This window comes from Azospirillum lipoferum (assembly GCF_024170005.1).
GTDB lineage: Bacteria > Pseudomonadota > Alphaproteobacteria > Azospirillales > Azospirillaceae > Azospirillum > Azospirillum lipoferum.
Map to the genome: position 1 here is coordinate 400,468 of NZ_JALJXJ010000003.1, position 17,967 is coordinate 418,434.

At 67.7% G+C, this 17,967-nt stretch carries 16 protein-coding genes; 8 read left to right on the forward strand and 8 right to left on the reverse strand.

Annotated elements, in window-relative coordinates:
* Positions 1-91: 91 nt before the first annotated feature.
* Both J2848_RS09350 and J2848_RS09355 read left to right on the forward strand, forming a co-directional pair.
* Positions 92-1,207 (forward strand): polysaccharide deacetylase family protein, encoded by a 1,116-nt coding sequence (locus tag J2848_RS09350; protein WP_246193589.1) that lies wholly within the window; start codon positions 92-94, stop codon positions 1,205-1,207.
* Between the two features lie 131 nt (positions 1,208-1,338).
* Positions 1,339-1,869, forward strand: a complete 531-nt coding sequence (locus J2848_RS09355) for a hypothetical protein (RefSeq protein ID WP_149229290.1) — start codon at positions 1,339-1,341, stop codon at positions 1,867-1,869.
* A gap of 100 nt (positions 1,870-1,969) precedes the next feature.
* Here J2848_RS09355 and J2848_RS09360 read toward each other — a convergent pair whose 3' ends face one another.
* On the reverse strand, positions 1,970-2,173 hold the full coding sequence (locus J2848_RS09360) for a hypothetical protein (protein WP_085086992.1): 204 nt from the start codon (positions 2,171-2,173) through the stop codon (positions 1,970-1,972).
* Positions 2,174-2,809: 636 nt separating this feature from the next.
* Here J2848_RS09360 and dnaK point away from each other — a divergent pair.
* From dnaK to J2848_RS09375, 3 genes are all read left to right on the forward strand, one after another.
* Positions 2,810-4,726, forward strand: a complete 1,917-nt coding sequence (gene dnaK / locus J2848_RS09365) for a molecular chaperone DnaK (RefSeq protein WP_149229289.1) — start codon at positions 2,810-2,812, stop codon at positions 4,724-4,726.
* Positions 4,727-4,884: 158 nt separating this feature from the next.
* Positions 4,885-6,036: a molecular chaperone DnaJ gene (gene dnaJ, locus J2848_RS09370; RefSeq protein ID WP_149229288.1), complete on the forward strand. Its 1,152-nt coding sequence runs from the start codon at positions 4,885-4,887 to the stop codon at positions 6,034-6,036.
* A 215-nt stretch (positions 6,037-6,251) separates the two neighbouring features.
* Positions 6,252-7,460, forward strand: a complete 1,209-nt coding sequence (locus J2848_RS09375) for a GGDEF domain-containing protein (RefSeq protein WP_149229287.1) — start codon at positions 6,252-6,254, stop codon at positions 7,458-7,460.
* A 6-nt stretch (positions 7,461-7,466) separates the two neighbouring features.
* On the opposite strand, the gene thpR is transcribed toward J2848_RS09375, so the two are convergent.
* From thpR to J2848_RS09395, 4 genes are all read right to left on the reverse strand, one after another.
* A complete protein-coding gene (gene thpR, locus J2848_RS09380; RefSeq protein ID WP_149229286.1) occupies positions 7,467-8,018 on the reverse strand; it encodes an RNA 2',3'-cyclic phosphodiesterase in 552 nt (183 codons plus the stop codon).
* 82 nt (positions 8,019-8,100) lie between these two features.
* On the reverse strand, positions 8,101-9,156 hold the full coding sequence (locus J2848_RS09385; protein WP_149229285.1) for an NADP(H)-dependent aldo-keto reductase: 1,056 nt from the start codon (positions 9,154-9,156) through the stop codon (positions 8,101-8,103).
* 28 nt (positions 9,157-9,184) lie between these two features.
* On the reverse strand, positions 9,185-10,336 hold the full coding sequence (locus tag J2848_RS09390; protein WP_149229284.1) for an FIST signal transduction protein: 1,152 nt from the start codon (positions 10,334-10,336) through the stop codon (positions 9,185-9,187).
* A 6-nt stretch (positions 10,337-10,342) separates the two neighbouring features.
* Positions 10,343-10,963, reverse strand: a complete 621-nt coding sequence (locus J2848_RS09395) for an arylesterase (protein ID WP_149229283.1) — start codon at positions 10,961-10,963, stop codon at positions 10,343-10,345.
* A gap of 112 nt (positions 10,964-11,075) precedes the next feature.
* Here J2848_RS09395 and J2848_RS09400 point away from each other — a divergent pair, with 112 nt between their 5' ends.
* From J2848_RS09400 to J2848_RS09410, 3 genes are all read left to right on the forward strand, one after another.
* Positions 11,076-11,843 carry an ABC transporter ATP-binding protein gene (locus tag J2848_RS09400; protein WP_149229282.1) on the forward strand — a complete coding sequence of 256 codons (768 nt, stop codon included), beginning with the start codon at positions 11,076-11,078 and terminating at the stop codon, positions 11,841-11,843.
* A 229-nt stretch (positions 11,844-12,072) separates the two neighbouring features.
* Entirely contained in the window at positions 12,073-14,598 is a 2,526-nt protein-coding gene (locus J2848_RS09405) for an ABC transporter permease (protein WP_149229281.1), read from the forward strand.
* Between the two features lie 146 nt (positions 14,599-14,744).
* Positions 14,745-15,470 carry a Bax inhibitor-1/YccA family protein gene (locus tag J2848_RS09410; protein ID WP_149229280.1) on the forward strand — a complete coding sequence of 242 codons (726 nt, stop codon included), beginning with the start codon at positions 14,745-14,747 and terminating at the stop codon, positions 15,468-15,470.
* Positions 15,471-15,556: 86 nt separating this feature from the next.
* On the opposite strand, the gene J2848_RS09415 is transcribed toward J2848_RS09410, so the two are convergent.
* The 3 genes from J2848_RS09415 to pstB all read right to left on the reverse strand — a co-directional run bounded on the left by J2848_RS09415 (position 15,557) and on the right by pstB (position 17,891).
* Positions 15,557-16,285 (reverse strand): SAM hydrolase/SAM-dependent halogenase family protein, encoded by a 729-nt coding sequence (locus J2848_RS09415; protein ID WP_149229279.1) that lies wholly within the window; start codon positions 16,283-16,285, stop codon positions 15,557-15,559.
* 52 nt (positions 16,286-16,337) lie between these two features.
* Positions 16,338-17,042, reverse strand: coding sequence for a phosphate regulon transcriptional regulator PhoB (phoB, locus tag J2848_RS09420; protein ID WP_149229278.1), 705 nt, complete (start codon positions 17,040-17,042; stop codon positions 16,338-16,340).
* Between the two features lie 102 nt (positions 17,043-17,144).
* Positions 17,145-17,891 (reverse strand): phosphate ABC transporter ATP-binding protein PstB, encoded by a 747-nt coding sequence (pstB, locus tag J2848_RS09425; protein ID WP_149230396.1) that lies wholly within the window; start codon positions 17,889-17,891, stop codon positions 17,145-17,147.
* Positions 17,892-17,967: the final 76 nt, after the last annotated feature.

Consider the following 17,967-nt stretch of genomic DNA (forward strand, 5'->3'; position numbering starts at 1 on the left):
TATGCCGGCGGCGTTCCATTGTTGCACGCGCGCACCGCATCGCTGCTCTCCGCAGGAAAGCGGCGGACGGCGCTTGTTCGCAGGACGGGGATTGTGGCACACCATTTGCGTTGGGGCGGAGGTCGCCCTGATCAGCCTTTTCCGCAAGGGCGCCATGTCGTTCCGTCGTGCCGTCACGGCACTCGCCGCTGCTGCACTGTCCATCTGGACCGCGTTCGTGCCGGTGTCCCGGCCCGCCGCCGCCGAAGCCGCCTCTCCGCTGGGCGCCAGCGCGGTGGTATTTGCCTATGACCGCTTCGGCGAGGACCAGAACCCCTCGATCAGCATCCGCATCGACCAGTTCGAAGCCCATTTGGACGAGCTGACCGACGGGGATTACAACGTCCTGCCTCTGCCTAAAATTCTCGAAGCCCTGCGCACCGGCAAGCCGCTGCCCGACCATACGGTGGCGATCACCATCGACGAGGCCAGCCGCTCCGCCTTCACCGAGGCCTGGCCGCGGCTGAAGGCGGCGGGGCTGCCCTTCACCCTGTTCGTCGCCACCGACCCGGTGGACCGCGGCTCCCCCGCCCACATGACCTGGGGCGAGATCCGCCAGCTGGCGGCAGCCGGCGTCACCATCGGAGCGCTCGGCACCTCCACCCAGTCGATGCTGGCGCGCAGCCCGGATCAGGTGGCCGCCGACCTGCGGCGGATGTCCGACCGCTTCCAGGCGGAGCTGGGACGGCGCCCGGCGATCTTCTCCTATCCGCAGGGCGAATATTCGTTGGCCGTGCGGCAGCTGGTGATCGACCAGGGCTTCACCGCCGCCTTCGGCCAGCAGTCGGGGGTTCTGCACCCGCAGGCCGATCCCTGGAGCCTGCCGCGCTTCTTCATGAACGAGACCTACGGCAGCGCCGACCGGTTCGAGCTGGCCGCCAACGCGCTGCCGCTGCCGGTGTCGGACCTGACGCCCGACGATCCGCTGGTCACCGTCAATCCGCCGCCGCTGGGATTCACCATTGCCGACGGGGTGGGCGACAGCTCCAAGCTGGCCTGCTTCGCCACCGGCCAGGGCCGCACGGCGCTGGAACGCATCGCCGAGGACCGGGTGGAGGTCCGCATCCGTGATCCCTTCCCGCCGGGCCGGGCCCGTGTCAACTGCACCCTGCCGGCAGCCGACGGCCGCTGGCGCTGGCTGGGCGTGCAGTTCCTGATTCCGGAATAACCGGCCGCATCGACGATCCGGGGGGCAATCCCAACCGGTTCGATCGGGCATTGGCGGCCGGGGCCGTCGCGCCTATGGTGCCGGTCCCTGCGTGCTGTTGCGAGGCACGCGGCGATTTTCGGGAGCGGGCGATGGCCGACGACACCTATTCACCAAACGCGCAGGGCTCCGACATCGGCTGGGCCGATACGGTGCGGTTCCGGTTGCCGGCAGGCTGGGCGGTCGATGTCGAAGAGCATGAGGGCCAGCCGGTCGGCACCTTCCGGCCGCCGCCGCCGGCCGTCGGCGTTCTGCGGCTGGTGACCGACCGGGTGACGCCGCGACCGGAGTCCGGCGGCACCGCCGCCACCTTGCAGGAAATGGCGCTGCGCTTCGTCAGGCCGCAGGACCAGCGGGCGGGCGACCGGACGGTGGAAAGCCGGGCCGACGGTGCCGTGATCGCGCAGGCCATGATGCGGACGGAAGAGGACGGCCGGGCCGAGACCCATTACCTGTGGCTGGTTGGGGCGGAGCGCCCGAATAATGCCGATAGCGCGGCAGGATCAGTCGCCGCGGTCGCCATGTTCAGCTTTGCGCTGCCCGATCTGATGGATGGCGATGAATCCTGCGCCGAGATGCTGGGCCGGATCGACGACGCCATCCGCAATGCCGAGATTCTGTAAGGCGGAACGACATCCGCCCCCTGTATGTCGGGACCGATCTGCTGAAACAAATCCGCTGAAGGCTGCTCTGACCGGGGAACGGCGGGTTAAAAACTGCCGGTCAGCAGTGGCCGGCACCGGTAGCCATCAGCGCCTTCAGCCGGACCGCCTGCGGGTCGTGGGCGACGGCAGCCTCTTCGGCGGCAAGGGCGGCGAGGCTGATGAAGCGCGCGAGGTCATCCAGATCGCACCGCGTCGCATCGCTCATCAGGCTGTCCAGGCAGGACTTGATGGCCAAGGCCACATCGCGTCGTTCGTCCATCATCGCGCTTCCCTTTCACACCTGTGTGACCAGCTTCGCCAAGGAACCGCATGCTCCGGAGGTGGCATTGGCGGCAGTGCCGGCCCATCCCTTGCGGTCGCTCCTTATAGACAGACGAGATAGCATATTCCTTTTGGGTTTTCACTAATTGATTCTCGGAAACATGAATAATCACAGCAACCGCGAATTGATTGCACACAGCTTTGCACGCCAATGCTTGTTAATGAAAGGTTAACTTCCTTGGCTAGTTCAAGAGCTAAGCATTAATCACTTGTAACACCTGTGACGATTTGAATCATCGGCGACTGAATATCCGGATACTCGCGATCGCGTACTTGAATACGCAGGTATTCTATTGCCAGGGGCAGCAGGACGGCGACGATGCGGCAAAGGATGTCACGGCAGCGATTTTTCCCCGCTTTTGCGGGCCGAAAGGCGCGCCACCCTGTTGCAGCCAGAAACGGCTCCGCCTATATCTCCGCCAGCACGGGCCGGACCCGGGGGCATTGCTCTCGAGCATCGCTTCCCCGCGGACCAGACCCCCAAGCGCTCCACCGACGTTTCACCGACCCAATGGGGATCGCGGCGGTGCCGGACCAGACGGGCCGCCACGCATCTGCCGAACGAAAGAGGCTGAACATGAGCAAAGTGATTGGTATCGACCTCGGCACCACGAACTCGTGCGTCGCCGTGATGGAAGGCGGCAGCGCCAAGGTGATCGAGAACGCCGAGGGCGCGCGGACGACGCCGTCCATGGTCGCCTTCAGCCAGGGCGGCGAGCGGCTGATCGGCCAGCCCGCCAAGCGTCAGGCGGTCACCAATCCGGAAAACACCCTCTTCGCGATCAAGCGTCTGATCGGCCGCCGCTTCGACGATCCGCTGACGAAGAAGGACCAGGGTCTGGTTCCCTACCGCATCATCTCCGGCGACAACGGCGACGCCTGGGTCGAGGCGCACGGCAAGAAGTACAGCCCCAGCCAGATCAGCGCCTTCATCCTCACCAAGATGAAGGAGACCGCCGAGAACTATCTGGGCGAGAAGGTCACGCAGGCGGTCATCACCGTCCCGGCCTACTTCAACGACAGCCAGCGCCAGGCCACCAAGGACGCCGGCAAGATCGCCGGTCTGGACGTGCTGCGCATCATCAACGAGCCGACGGCCGCCGCTCTGGCCTACGGCATGGAGAAGAAGGGGTCCGGCACCGTCGCGGTCTATGACCTGGGCGGCGGCACCTTCGACATCTCCGTGCTGGAGATCGGCGACGGCGTGTTCGAGGTGAAGTCGACCAACGGCGACACCTTCCTGGGCGGCGAGGACTTCGACAGCCGGATCATCGAGTATCTTGCGGACGAGTTCAGCAAGGAGCAGGGCATCGACCTGCGCAAGGACAAGCTCGCGCTGCAGCGCCTGAAGGAAGCCGCTGAGAAGGCGAAGATCGAGCTGTCGTCCACCACGCAGACCGAAGTCAACCTGCCCTTCATCACCGCCGACCAGACCGGTCCGAAGCACCTGAACATCAAGCTGACCCGCGCCAAGCTGGAAGCCCTGGTGGACGAGCTGGTGCAGCGCACGATCGAGCCCTGCAAGGCGGCCCTGAAGGATGCCGGCCTGAAGGCCAGCGAGATCGACGAGGTGATCCTGGTCGGCGGCATGACCCGCATGCCCAAGGTCATCGACGCGGTGAAGCAGTTCTTCGGCCGCGAGCCGCACCGCGGCGTCAACCCGGACGAGGTGGTCGCCATCGGCGCCGCCATCCAGGGCGGCGTGCTGAAGGGTGAGGTCAAGGACGTCCTGCTGCTCGACGTCACCCCGTTGTCGCTGGGCATCGAGACGCTGGGCGGTGTCTTCACCCGTCTGATCGACCGCAACACCACGGTCCCGACGAAGAAGAGCCAGACCTTCTCGACCGCCGAGGACAACCAGAACGCCGTCACCATCCGCGTCTTCCAGGGCGAGCGCGAGATGGCGGCCGACAACAAGATGCTGGGCCAGTTCGATCTGGTCGGCATCCCGCCGGCCCCGCGCGGCGTGCCGCAGATCGAGGTGACCTTCGACATCGACGCCAACGGCATCGTCAGCGTCACGGCGAAGGATAAGGCGACCGGCAAGGAGCAGCAGATCCGCATCCAGGCCTCGGGCGGCCTGTCGGACGCCGACATCCAGAAGATGGTGAAGGATGCCGAGGCCCACTCGGCCGACGACAAGAAGCGCCGCGAGCTGGTCGACGCCCGCAACCATGCCGACGCCCTGATCCACACCACCGAGCGGACCATCAAGGAGAACGGCGACAAGATCCCGGCCTCCGACAAGACCGCCGCGGAGGCTGCCGTCACCGAGCTGAAGTCGGTGCTGGACAGCGAGGATCTGGAAGGCATCAAGGCGAAGACCGAAGCGCTGGCCCAGGTTTCGATGAAGCTGGGCGAGGCGATGTACAAGGCCGGCCAGGGCGAGGCCCCGGCTGCGGGCGGCGAGGCGCCGGGCGCCCAGCCGAACGAGCCGGGCGTCGTCGACGCCGACTTCGAAGAGGTCCAGGACGACAAGAAGAAGTCGGCGTAAGGCCCATCTCTTAGGGCAGCTTCTTTTTGATACGGACCTGACGCGAGCATCGATGGCCCGCCGCCTTTCCCCGGCGGCGGGCCTTCGGTATGCTGGGGTCAGGCTCCGACGCGACGCGGACAGTTTGGACCAGAACGACTCAAAGGCGGTCGGCCCCCATGGCGAAACAGGATTATTACGAGCTGCTCGGTGTGGCGAAGAACGCCAGCGCGGATGAGCTGAAGAAGGCTTATCGCAAGATGGCGATGCAGTACCACCCGGACCGCAACCAGGGTGACAAGGACGCCGAGCAGAAGTTCAAGGAAATCAGCGAGGCGTATGACGTCCTGAAGGACGATCAGAAGCGCGCGGCCTACGACCGGTTCGGCCACGCCGCCTTCGAGGGTGGCCGTGGTCCGGGTCCCGGTGCGGGCGCCGGCGGCTTCAACTTCGACTTCGGCGGCGGCGGCGGCTTCGCCGACATCTTCGACGAGATGTTCGGCGAGTTCATGGGCGGGCGCCGCGGCGGCGGCGGGGCGTCCGGCCGCGGCCAGGACCTGCGCTACAACCTGGAGATCGGGCTGGAGGACGCCTTCAAGGGCACCCAGACCACCATCCGCGTGCCCACCACCGTGCAGTGCGACAGCTGCAACGGCTCCGGTGCCGCGGCGGGAACCCAGCCGATCACCTGCCCGACCTGCCAGGGCCATGGCAAGGTGCGGGCGCAGCAGGGCTTCTTCACCATCGAGCGGACCTGCCCCGGCTGCCACGGCGCCGGCAAGGTCATCAAGGACGCCTGCAAGAACTGCGGCGGCTCCGGCCGGCTGCGCAAGGAAAAGACCCTGCAGGTCAACATCCCCGCCGGTGTCGAGGACGGCACCCGCATCCGTCTGGCCGGCGAGGGCGAGGCGGGGCTGCGCGGGGCGCCGGCCGGCGATCTCTATATCTTCCTGGCCATCGGGCCGCACCCGATCTTCCAGCGCGACGGTGCCAACATCCACTGCCGGGTGCCGATCCCGATGACCACGGCGGCGCTCGGCGGTTCGGTGGAGGTGCCGACCATCGACGGCAGCCGCACCAAGGTGACGGTGCCGCCGGGCACCCAGTCCGGCCACCAGTTCCGCATCAAGGGCAAGGGCATGTCGGTGTTGCGCAGCGCCCAGCGTGGCGACATGTACATCCAGGCGGTGGTGGAGACCCCGGTCAACCTGACCAAGCGCCAGCAGGAACTGCTGCGCGAATTCGAGGGTGCTGCGAAGGAAGGGTCGAACCCGCAGTCGGAGGGCTTCTTCGCCAAGGTGAAGGAGCTTTGGGAAGACCTGAAGGACTGATCCGTCGGCAATCGCGGATGTGTTGGACGGGCGGTGCGTCTGCGATGCACCGCCCGTTACTTTTTGTCGCACGCTGGGATCTTTCCGTGTTTTCTAACGGCCTATGAGCCAATTCCACGCGAAAGCCGTTGAAGGGCTGGTCATGCACGTGTAATCACCCAGCATGGCTAATCCATTGGCGACATGTCCGGCCGGTGCCGGGGGCGGGCTGCCTGATGCGGGTTGAGAGGCTTCTCGCCGCGCTGGTCGATGCCTTCGTCCGCAGCGACGAACTGCCCGACCTGATCCTGCCGGCGGGGCACACGCCGATCCTGCAACGTCGCCGTGCCGCGATGATCCAGTCGCGCGTCCGCATGGTGGCGCTGATCTTCGGCGTGCTGACGCCCTTGTGGATCGCCATCGACGTCACCGTCTTCGAATGGTCGCTGGCGATCTGGCTGATCCTGCTGCGCCTGACCGCCAGCGCCGCCTTCCTGGCGCTCGCCTTCGACCGCCGGTCCTGCGAGGACATGAGATGCGCCTGGGGACGGCTGGCTGCACTGCTGGCGATCCCGACGCTGTTCTTCGCCATCTCGCACCCGCTGCTCTACAACCAGGGGGTCGACGACCTGCGGATCGCCGTCAGCGCCGGCTACGGCTATCTGCCCTTCGTGATGGTGGCGGGGCTCAGCGTCTTTCCGCTGACCGCGGTGGAAGGGGCACTGTTCGCCGCCCCGATGCTGGGCGCCCATCTGGCCGCCGGCTTCTACGGGTCGCTGGTGATGCCGTTCCCGTCCTACATCAGCGCGCTGTGGCTGCTGGCGCTGATCGCGGTGGTGGCGACGCTGGCGGCGATCAGCCAGCTGCATTTCATGATCGCGCTGCTGCAGCAGGCGGCGCACGACGCGCTGACCGGCGCCTTTTCCCGGCGGATCGGCGAGGAGTTGCTGAAACTCCAGGTCGCCCATGCCGAACGAACCGCGCAGCCGCTGTCGGCGATCTTCGTCGACCTGGACGACTTCAAGGCGGTCAACGACCGCTATGGGCATGAGGAGGGCGACCGCGTCCTGCGCCATGCCGCCAACACCATCCGCAGCCTGCTGCGCCAGTCCGACGCGCTGATCCGCTGGGGTGGCGAGGAGTTCCTGGTGGTCATGCCCGACACCCCGCTGGACGGCGCCGTGATCGCGGTGGAGCGGATGCGCCGCGCCGGCTTCGGCAAGCGGCCGGACGGCAGCCTGCAGACCGCCAGCATCGGCATCGCCGAACAGACCGCCGACCGCCCCGCCGATTGGGAGGCGCTGGTGGAACTGGCCGATCAGCGCATGTACCGCGCCAAGCAGGATGGCAAGGATCGGGTGGTCATCACCGGGACCATGGCTGAATCCGCAGCCGGCGCCAAGCGTGAGACCGATGCCGATCCCTGGGACAGCATCGTCGCCTGAACGCCGTCAGCCTACCGTCGCGCCATCCAGCGGATACTCCCCCAACGCCTCATAGACGGCCCCACCGTTGCCGAGATGGCTGCGGTAAAGCGTGACCTGATCGACCGGCATCGGCCCGGCTCGGAACAGGCCGCGGTCGGACAGGAAGCGGCCGATGCGGTCGACCGGCGCGTCCTTCAGCCGGGCCAGCGTGATGTGGGGGGAGAATTTCCGTTCCTCCGCCGGCAGGCCGCAGCGGACGATGGCGGATTCGACCTTGGCCTGGAGATGGGCCAGCGCCTCGTTGCGCTCCACCCCCGCCCACAGCACCCGCGCCTTGCGGCCGGCGCCGAACACGCCGACGCCGTCGAGGGTGAGGGAGAAGGCCGGCGCCCGCAGCTCCGCCAGCGCGGCGTCGATGTCCATCGCCTGATCTTCCGGCACCTCGCCGATGAAGCGCAGGGTCAGGTGCATGTTTTCAGGTTCGGTCCAGCGCGCGCCGGGCACCCCGCCGGCCAGCCCGGCCAGCCGCCGGCGGATCTCCTCCGTCAGGTCGAGGGCGACGAACAGGCGGAGCATCGGGCACCTCCAGGGTTACAGCAAGGACCGGTTGCTGCAACGGCCCGCCCCCTTTGGTTTGGAGGGCGGGCAGCACGACAGCTTACGGGCAGGGATCCGGCATGCGGTTGTGCACGGCATCGATCTCCGCCAGCACCTCCGGCGACAGGGTCAGGTCGAGGGAGTCGATGTTGGAGATCAGCGTCTCCATCGTCGTCGCCCCGATCAGCGACGAAGTGACGAAGGGTTGCTGCAACGTGAAGGCGATGGCCATCTGGTTGGGTGCCAGACCGTGGCGGCGGGCGATGTCCAGATAGGCCTCCGTCGCGGCGTCGGCATTGACGGTGGCGTAGCGCGACGGCCGGTGGTCGAGCGCGCGGCGGCTGCCCGGCGGGATGACCCCGTTCAGATATTTGCCGGTCAGCGTGCCGGCCCCCAGCGGCGAATAGGCCAGCAGCCCGACATCCTCGCGCAGGGCCACCTCCGACAACCCGTTCTCGAAGGTCCGGTTCAGCAGGTTATAGGCGTTCTGGATCGAGGCGACGCGCGGCAACCCGGCCAACTCCCCTGCCACCTCGGCCGCGCGCAGCCAGCGCATCACGCCCCACGGACTCTCGTTCGACAGGCCGACATGGCGGATCTTGCCGGCCTGCACCAGCTCGGCCAGCGCCGCCAAAGTCTCCTCGATCGGCACGCCGTCCTGCTCCGGCTTGTGCCGGTAGCTGCGGACGCCGAAGCGGTTGGTGACGCGGTCCGGCCAATGGATCTGGTAGAGGTCGATATAGTCGGTCTTCAGCCGCGACAGGCTGGCCTCCACCGCCGCGAAGAGGTTGGCGCGGTCCAGCCGCGACTTGCCCTCGCGCACCCAGCCGAAGCCGCCGGCCGGCAGACCGATGATCTTGCTGGCGAGGATCACCCGGTCGCGCTTGCCGCGCGACTGGAACCAGCTGCCGATCACCTCCTCCGTCTTGCCGTAGGTGTCGGCGGTCGGTGGGACGGCGTACATCTCCGCCGTGTCCCAGAAATTGATGCCGCGGTCGAGAGCGGCGTCCATCTGAGCATGGCCTTCGGCCTCGGTGTTCTGGCGGCCCCAGGTCATGGTGCCCAGGCCGATGGCGCTGACCGACAGGCCTGTGCGGCCGAGCGGACGATACTGCATCCGGAACCTTCCTTATTCGAAATGATTTTTACAGAAAGAGCGTCAGCACGCCGGTGTAGCCATAGAGCCGGTTATGCGACACCTCGCCCGAGGCGAAGAAGCCGGTCAGCGGGATGTCGCCGAAGGTCTCGCGGATCATCGACAGCTCGGCATCGGCGGCACCGAACAGGCTGGGACCGCGGGCGATGCAGCTGACATACACCGCCCCCTTCGGCGTCGCCTTCACCCGTTTCTTGAGGCTGTCCAGCATGCGGCGCATGTCGGCGGCGGCGGTGTCGGCATCGCGGCGGGTGAACATCACCGGCTGGCCGGTGGTCACCCGCTCCGCGATGGAGAGCCAGCCGGCGCGTGGATCGATGGCGATGAGGTCGCGCACCAGATAGTCCTGGATGTCGGATCCGACGATGGGCAGCCCGGCGCAGATCACCCCGGCGACCTGCCGCAGGTCGGCGGCAAGCTCCGGCCCGATGTCCTCCTTGAACACGTCCAGTGCCGGACGGCCGTCGATCTCCAGGATGACGTTGTCGTCGCTGGCGGTGACGGTGCGCGTCGGCCCGATTGGGCGGCAGCCCTGGGTCAGGGCGGTGGCGACCGGCAGATCCGGCGCGAACAGCACCCCCGACACGCCGCCCTCGGTCACCGGATCGGAATCCTCCGCCCCCGCGGCGATCTGCGGGAATTCCCCGCGCGAGGCGGTCAGGCCGCCGACCAGGAAGACGCCGGCCTCCTCCGACAGGCGGGCCACCAGCCCGGCCATGTCGGCATGGTGCGGATCGACATGGACCAGCGCCAGCGCCGCGCCATGCCTGTCCAGCCAGCCGCCGGCACTGCCGCGCAGCGGTTCCAGCCCGTCGGTCAGGGTGGGGAACAGGCGGAAGCTGTCCTCCGGCAGGCGGGCGGCCATGATCGCCAGCCCCGGCTCGTCGAACAGGACCTCACCATTCGCCATCACGCCGATGCCGGCAGTGCCGACCCAATGGCGGATGCCGGTGACGCCGCGCAGCAGGGTGACGATGCTGGTGGCATGTTCCGCCAGCCCGTCGGTCAGGTAGAGGAAGCCCAGGTTGCAGCCGGCGACCGGCCCCAGCCTATCCAGGCAGGCCTTGACCGTCGGTCCCCACTCCGCCCCTGCGGCGCAGGCGGCGTGAAAGCGGGTGTCGCTGTCCAGAGTCACGGTCATGGCGGGTCAGCCTCCGGGTTTTTCAGTAGTCTTCTGGATTTGCGGCAGACTGTCGAGCAGGGCGGTGACGGAGGGCAGGATGCGCTCCACGATCACCGCCACGCCCTGGGCGTTGGGATGCAGCCCGTCCGGCTGGATCAGCGCCTGCTGCAACGCCACCCCGTCGAGGAAGAAGGGATAGAGCGGCACGTTGTAGGTCTTCGCCAGATCCGGGTAGATGGCGTTGAATTTGTCGGTGTAGGGCTTGCCCAGGCTGGGGGAGGCGAACATGCCGGCCAGCAGGGTCGGCACCTTGCGCTCCGCCAGCGTCTTGAGGATGGCATCGAGGTTGGCCCTGGCCTGACCGGGATCGAGGCCGCGCAGCATGTCGTTGGCGCCAAGCTCGACGATGGCGGCGTCCGGCTTGTCGGCCAGCGCCCAGTCCAGCCGCGCCCGGCCGCCGGCGGTGGTGTCGCCCGACACGCCGGCATTGACGACGGTGACGCTATAGCCTCTGGCGGCCAGCGCTTTCTCAAGCTGGCGGGTGAAGCCCTGCGGTTCCGGCAACCCGTAGCCGGCGGTCAGGCTGTCGCCCAGCGCCAGCAGCTTCACCGGCTGCGCGGCGTCCGCGCGGTTCGGAACGGTCATCGATATCCCTGCGGCGAAAAGAAAGGCCAGCGTGGCGCCGAGGACGCCCGTGTTGAAAGCCCGGCGGGTCGTGCCATATGGCGATGGTCCATTCCGCTTGTGCGAGTGTCGCATGTCCAAGGCTCAGTCCCCTGCAACGTCGTCAAACTCCATCGCCCGGTCTTCAAACGAAATCATCGTTGAACTCGACGACGTCCACCTGAAATTGGACAGCGGCGCCGGACCCGTCAACATCCTGCGCGGCGTGAATCTTCAGGTGGCGGCCGGGGAGCGGGTCGGCGTCGTCGGCCCCAGCGGTTCCGGCAAGTCCACCATGATGATGGTGATGGCCGGCCTGGAGCGCCCCAGCGGCGGCATCGTCCGCGTCGCCGGACAGGATCTCAGGAAGCTGGACGAGGATGGTCTGGCCCGCTTCCGCCGCCAGCATGTCGGGATCGTCTTCCAGGCCTTCCATCTGGTGCCGACCATGACGGCGCTGGAGAATGTCGCCATCCCGCTGGAATTCGCCGGCGTCGCCGACGCCTTCGACCGCGCCCGCGTCGGGCTGGAGCAGGTGGGGCTGGGCCATCGCATCCACCATTATCCCGGCCAGCTGTCGGGCGGCGAGCAGCAGCGCACCGCGCTCGCCCGCGCCTTCGTCACCGAGCCGTCGCTTCTGCTGGCCGACGAGCCGACCGGCAACCTCGACATCGACACCGGCGCCACCATCGTCAAGCTGCTGTTCGATCTGGCCGAGCGGCGCGGCACGACGCTGGCGCTGATTACCCACGACCAGAGCCTCGCGGCGCGCTGCGACCGCACGGTGCGGCTGGCGGACGGGCGGATCGCCGACGACGGACAGGCGGCACGGCGCACGAAGCTGCAGGCGGCGGGGGAGTGAGGGGGATGGGAGAACTTCTGCGGGCCGTTTCTCCCTCTCCCCCCCAGGGAGAGGGTCGGGGAGAGGGTCGGGGTGAGGGGGACGCACTGCGTGGCGTCGCTCGACGCGCAAAGCCCTCGTCATTGAAACAATCCTCACCATGCATCCCCCTCACCCTAACCCTCTCCCCGGGGGGGAGAGGGCACCCGCAGGGGAAAGGGGAGCAGCGCGGGTGTGAGGGGGGCGTGCGATGACCAACCTCCGCCTTGCGCTTCGGCTTGCCCGGCGGGAGCTGCGCACGGGCCTGAAAGGGTTCTGGGTCTTCCTCGCCTGCCTCGCGCTGGGCGTCGCCGCCATCGCGGCGGTGCAGTCGGTGTCGAGCGGGCTGCTCGATGGGCTGGCCAGCGATGGTCGCTCCATCCTCGGCGGCGACGTCGCGTTGCAGCAACTCTACAGCCCGCCGGCAGACGATCAGATGGCAGCGCTGAAGGCCGGCGGCCGGGTCTCGACCTCCGCCGAGATGCGGGCGATGGCCCGCGCGGATGACGACGTCCGCTCCTCCCTGGTCGAGCTGAAGGCGGTCGACGATCTCTATCCGCTCTATGGCGCCGTGACGCTGGAAGGCGGCGGCGACCTGCGCGACGCGCTGGCGCAGAAGGACGGTCGCTGGGGTGCGGTGGTCGAGGCCAGTCTGGTCGACCGGCTGGGCATCAAGCTCGGCGACACCATCCATGTCGGCGAAGGCGCCTACCGCGTCGGCGCGGTGCTGGACCGCGAGCCGGACCGCGCCTCCTCCAACGCCTTCTCGCTGGGGCCGCGCCTGCTGGTGGCGTTGCCGTCTCTGGCGAACACCGGGTTGCTGCAACCCGGCAGTCTCACCTGGTGGAGCGCCAAGGTGGCGCTGCCGCCGGAAACCGATCTCAAAGCGTGGCAGGAGGGATTGCGCAGCCGCTTCCCCGACGCGCCCTGGCGGATGCGCGACTACACCAACGCCTCGCCGCAGATCGAGCGCTTCATCGATCGCATGACGCTATTCCTGACGCTGGTCGGGCTGACCGCGCTGCTGGTCGGCGGCGTCGGGGTCGGCAACGCGGTGCGCAGCCATCTCGATTCGCGCGCCCGCACCATCGCCATGATGAAATGCATCGGCGCGCCCGGCGCCCTGGTGTTCCAGCTCTATCTGGCGCAGATCCTGGCGCTGGCGCTGCTGGGCATCGTCATCGGGTTGGCGCTGGGCGCGGTGGCGCCGCTGGCGCTGGGCAGGCTGCTCGACGGCGTGCTGCCGGTGTCGGCCCATATCGGCGTCTATCCCGGCGCCCTGGCGCTCGCTGCCCTCTATGGCGTGCTGACGGCGCTGACCTTCTCGCTGTGGCCGCTCGGCCGGGCGCGCGAGGTGCCGGCAGGCGCGCTTTTCCGCGACGTGATCACGCCGGCCGGCGGACGGCCGCGCACGCCCTACACGGTCGCGATGATCCTGTCGGCCCTGGCGCTCGCCGGGCTGGCGGTGCTGACCGCGCACAACAAGCTGTTCGCCCTGTGGTTCGTTGGCGGCTCCATCGCCACCTTCATCGCCTTCCGCGCCGCCGCCGCCCTGGTCACCTGGGGAGCGGCGCGGGTGGGGCGGGTCCGGCGTCCGGGCCTGCGGCTGGCGCTCGCCAACCTGCACCGGCCGGGCAACCCGACGGCGGCGGTGGTGCTGTCGCTGGGCCTCGGCCTGACGGTGCTGGTCGCCATCGCGCTGATCCAGGGCAACTTCTCCCGCCGGGTGTCGGAGACGATCCCGCAGGACGCCCCCGCCTTCTTCTTCGTCGACATCCAGCGCGACCAGTTCGACCCGTTGCATGACCTCGTCACCGCCGTCCCCGGCGCCAGCGCCTTCGAGGCGGTGCCGAGCCTGCGCGGCCGGATCGAGCGGGTCAACGGCCAGGACGCCGAAAAGGCGCTGGTCAACCCGGAACAGGCCTGGATCCTGGCCGGTGACCGCGGCATCACCTATTCGGCGACGCTGCCGAAGCATTCGACCGTCACCGCCGGGTCCTGGTGGCCGATCGACTATGCCGGACCGCCGCTGATCTCCATCCACCAGAGCGTCGCCGAGGCTTTCGGCATCGGTCCGGGCGCCACGATGACCGTCAACATCCTGGGCCGCAGCATCGAGGCGAAGGTCGCCAACGTGCGCTCCGCCGATTTCAGCAGCATGGCGATCAACTTCACCATGGTCTTCGCCCCCGGCACCCTGGAGGGCGCGCCGCAGACCTGGGTCGCCACCGTCCGCGCCACGCCCGATGCCGAGACCCAGGTGCAGCGCGCGGTGCTGCAACGCTTCCCCAACATCACCATGGTGCGGGTGAAGGATGCGCTCGACACGGTGGCGGAGATGCTGGGCCATATCGGCACCGCGGTGCGCATCGTCGCCGCCATCACGCTGGCCGCCGGCACGCTGGTTCTGGCCGGCGCGGTCGCCGCCGGGCATCGTCGCCGGGTCTACGACGCGGTGGTGCTGAAGGTGCTGGGGGCCACGCGCGGCGACGTGCTGCGCGCCTTCCTGCTGGAATATGGGCTGCTCGGCCTGCTGACCGCGGTGATCGCCGGCATCATCGGAACCCTGACCGCCTGGGCGGTGCTGAAGTTCCTGATGCATTGGGAATGGAGCTTCCTGCCGTCGGCGGTCGTCACCACCGCTTTGCTGAGCACGGCGATCACGCTGGCTTTCGGGTTCTATGGTACTTGGCGGGCTTTGGGCCAGCCTTCGGCACCATTGCTTCGGAACGAGTGACGCCTGTGTCATGAAGCCGCAGGAAAAACGAATCGTGAAAGCTTTTTCATCTGGAAAAAGCGTTGCCGATTCCTATTGAACCGCCTGACGGACTCGCCAATATGTCCTGCGACGGGATCACCCAATTCCACCGAGGAAACCAAACCATGGCAGACCCGACCTATAACCGCTTCGCGACCGTGGGCCGCGCGACAGATCGGGGATACTTCGACGAAGGCCTGCGCCAGCACATGCTGCGCGTGTATAACTACATGGGTGCCGGCCTGATCCTGACGGGTCTGGTCGCGGCGCTCGTGTCGTCCAGCCCGGCCATGATGGCCACGATCTTCGGCACGCCGCTGAAGTGGGTGGTGATGCTGGCCCCGCTGGCCTTCGTCATGGTGCTGTCCTTCGGCATCCAGCGCCTGTCCTTCGCATCGGCACAGATGATCTTCTGGGCCTATTGCGGCGCCATGGGCCTGTCGATGTCGGCCATCTTCCTGGTCTTCACCGGGGCATCGATCGCGCTGACCTTCTTCGTTACCGCCGCGACCTTCCTGGCGATGAGCCTGTACGGCTACACCACGAAGGCCGACCTGTCGAAGATGGGCTCGTTCCTGATGATGGGCGTCATCGGCCTGGTGATCGCCGGCCTGGCGAACATCTTCTTCCAGTCGCCAGCCCTGCATTTCGCCATCTCCGCCATCGGCGTGCTGATCTTCACCGGCCTGACCGCCTATGACACCCAGGCGATCAAGGAAAGCTACGCCGAGGGCTACGATCACGAGAGCACCGGCAAGCTGGCCCTGATGGGCGCCCTGACGCTGTACCTGGACTTCATCAACCTGTTCCAGTTCCTGCTGCAGTTCCTGGGCCAGCGCAACAACGACTGAACCCGAGACGCCTGATCGGACAAGCATCGGATCAAGCAGCCGCCGCCCGGAAGCCCCCGCTTCCGGGCGGTTTTCTTTTGGCCCGCTCAGGACTCCACCGTCACCGCATCGCCGACCTTGAGACCCAGCACCCGGTCTGCCCGCCCGCGGTTGACGGCGATCTCGGCCAGCCCGTTGGAGTTTTCGTACCACAGCGGCTGCCCCGGTCCGACGGCACCAAAGGTGCGGGCGCGGGTGATGCGGGTGCCGGCGGCGGTCAGCACCGCATCGGCGGGCAGGGTGGATGCCCGCATCCCGGTCATGGCGTTGCCATAGACATCGACATAGACGATGCGCGGCAACTCGTCCGGCCAGTCGGAACGGTCGATGGCGTCGCGGGGAAACGGACTGCGCTCGACCGGACGGCCTGTGGCGAGGCTGGCGGCGACGGGGGCGAACAGGTCGCGGCCGTGGAAGCTGGCGGACAGCCGGTCGGGAATCCAGTCGATGGTCCAGGCGTTTAGCGACGTTGCGCGGCGGGCGAGCAGGGCGAAGAGGCCATTGTCCGGCCCGACGAACCAGCGCCCGTCGGCCTCCACCATCACCGGCCGCCGGTCGGTGCCGACGTCGGGATCGACGACGCAGAGAAAGACGCTGCCGGCCGGGAAGACCGGAGCGTAGGCCGCCAGCAGATAGGCGGAGAGCTGCGGGTCGAAGGCGGGGGCGTCGGCGAAGAGGTCGATGACCGGGACAGCCGGCGCCTGTTGCGCCAACACCGCCTTCATCTGACCGGTGTAGGGGCCGGATAGCCCGAAGTCGGTGAAAAGCAGGATCATGGGGGCAGTCTCACCAGGGATGCGGTGGTTTGGCCCCCATCCTACCCTTCACTCACATCGACTTGGTATCCAGCGCGTAGCCGGCCGACCGCACGGTGCGGATCAGGTCCAGCTCGTCCTCTTCATTCATCGCCTTGCGCAGGCGGCGGATGTGTACGTCGACCGTACGCGGCTCGACGTACACGTCGTGGCCCCACACCAGATCGAGCAGCTGCTCACGCGAGAAGACGCGGCCGGGATGCTGCATGAAGTGGCGCAGCAGGCGGAATTCGGTCGGGCCAAGGTGTACGTCCCGGCCGTTGCGGCGGACGCGGTGGGCGGCCAGATCCATCGTCACGTCGGCGAAGGTCAGCACCTCGTCGGTCATGCCGGGCGACGCCCGGCGCAGCACGGCGCGCATGCGGGCGACCAGCTCGGTCGGCGAGAAGGGCTTGGTGATGTAGTCGTCGGCGCCGGAATTCAGGCCGCGCACCCGGTCGCCTTCCTCGCCGCGGGCGGTCAGCATGATGATCGGGATGTCGCGGGTCTTGGCGTTGCGGCGCAGCTGGCGGCAGACCTCCAGCCCGCTCATCAGCGGCAGCATCCAGTCGAGCAGGACGATGTGCGGCGTCTGTTCGCCGGCGGCCAGCAGAGCTTCCTCGCCGTCGCTGGCGGTGGCGACGCGGAAGCCTTCCTTTTCCAGGTTGTACTTCAGCAGCGTCAGGATGTCGGCCTCGTCCTCGACGATCAGGACGAGCGGCTTCAGGGCCGCGTTCATGGAGGCTCCGTTCACAGCGCGCGTCTCGACGTTAACCGGCATGGCACAGCCTTTTCAACAAAGGAGGGAAGAGGGGCAGGCGTCGGGCACAAAGGGTGGATCTCAGCCATAGCGGCCGGTGATGTAGCCCTGGGTACGCTCGTCGCGCGGGTTGGTGAAGATTTCCTCGGTGTCGTCGCACTCCACCATCTCGCCCAGATGGAAGAAGGCGGTGCGCTGGGACACGCGGGCGGCCTGCTGCATGTTGTGGGTGACGATGACGATGGTGTAGTTGGCTCGCAGCTCGTCGATCAGCTCCTCGATATGGGCGGTCGCGATGGGGTCGAGCGCCGAGCAGGGCTCGTCCATCAGGATCACCTCGGGGCTGACGGCGATGGCGCGGGCAATGCACAGCCGCTGCTGCTGGCCGCCGGACAGGCTGGTGCCGGGTTCGCGCAGGCGGTCCTTCACCTCCGCCCACAGGCCGGCGCGCTTCAGCGAGGTCTGCACCACCTCGTCCAGCTCGTCCCGGCCGGAGGCGAGACCATGGATGCGCGGCCCATAGGCGACGTTGTCGTAGATCGACTTGGGGAAGGGATTCGGCTTCTGGAACACCATGCCGACCCGCGCGCGCAGCTGCACCGCGTCGACGGCCTTGCCGTACACGTCCTCGCCGTCCAGCGCGATCTGCCCTTCGACCCGGCAGCCCTCGATGGTGTCGTTCATCCGGTTCAGGCAGCGCAGGAAGGTCGACTTGCCGCAGCCGGACGGGCCGATCAGCGCCAGCACCCGGTTTTCCTGGATGTCGAGGTCGATGCCGCGCAGCGCCTGCTTGGCGCCGTAGAACACCTTCACCCCGCGGGCGGTCATCTTGTTGGGGAGGCCGGCGGCGCCCGAACGTTGACCGGTACGGTCGTCGGCGCGGGGCCGCAGCTTCAGCTGGTTC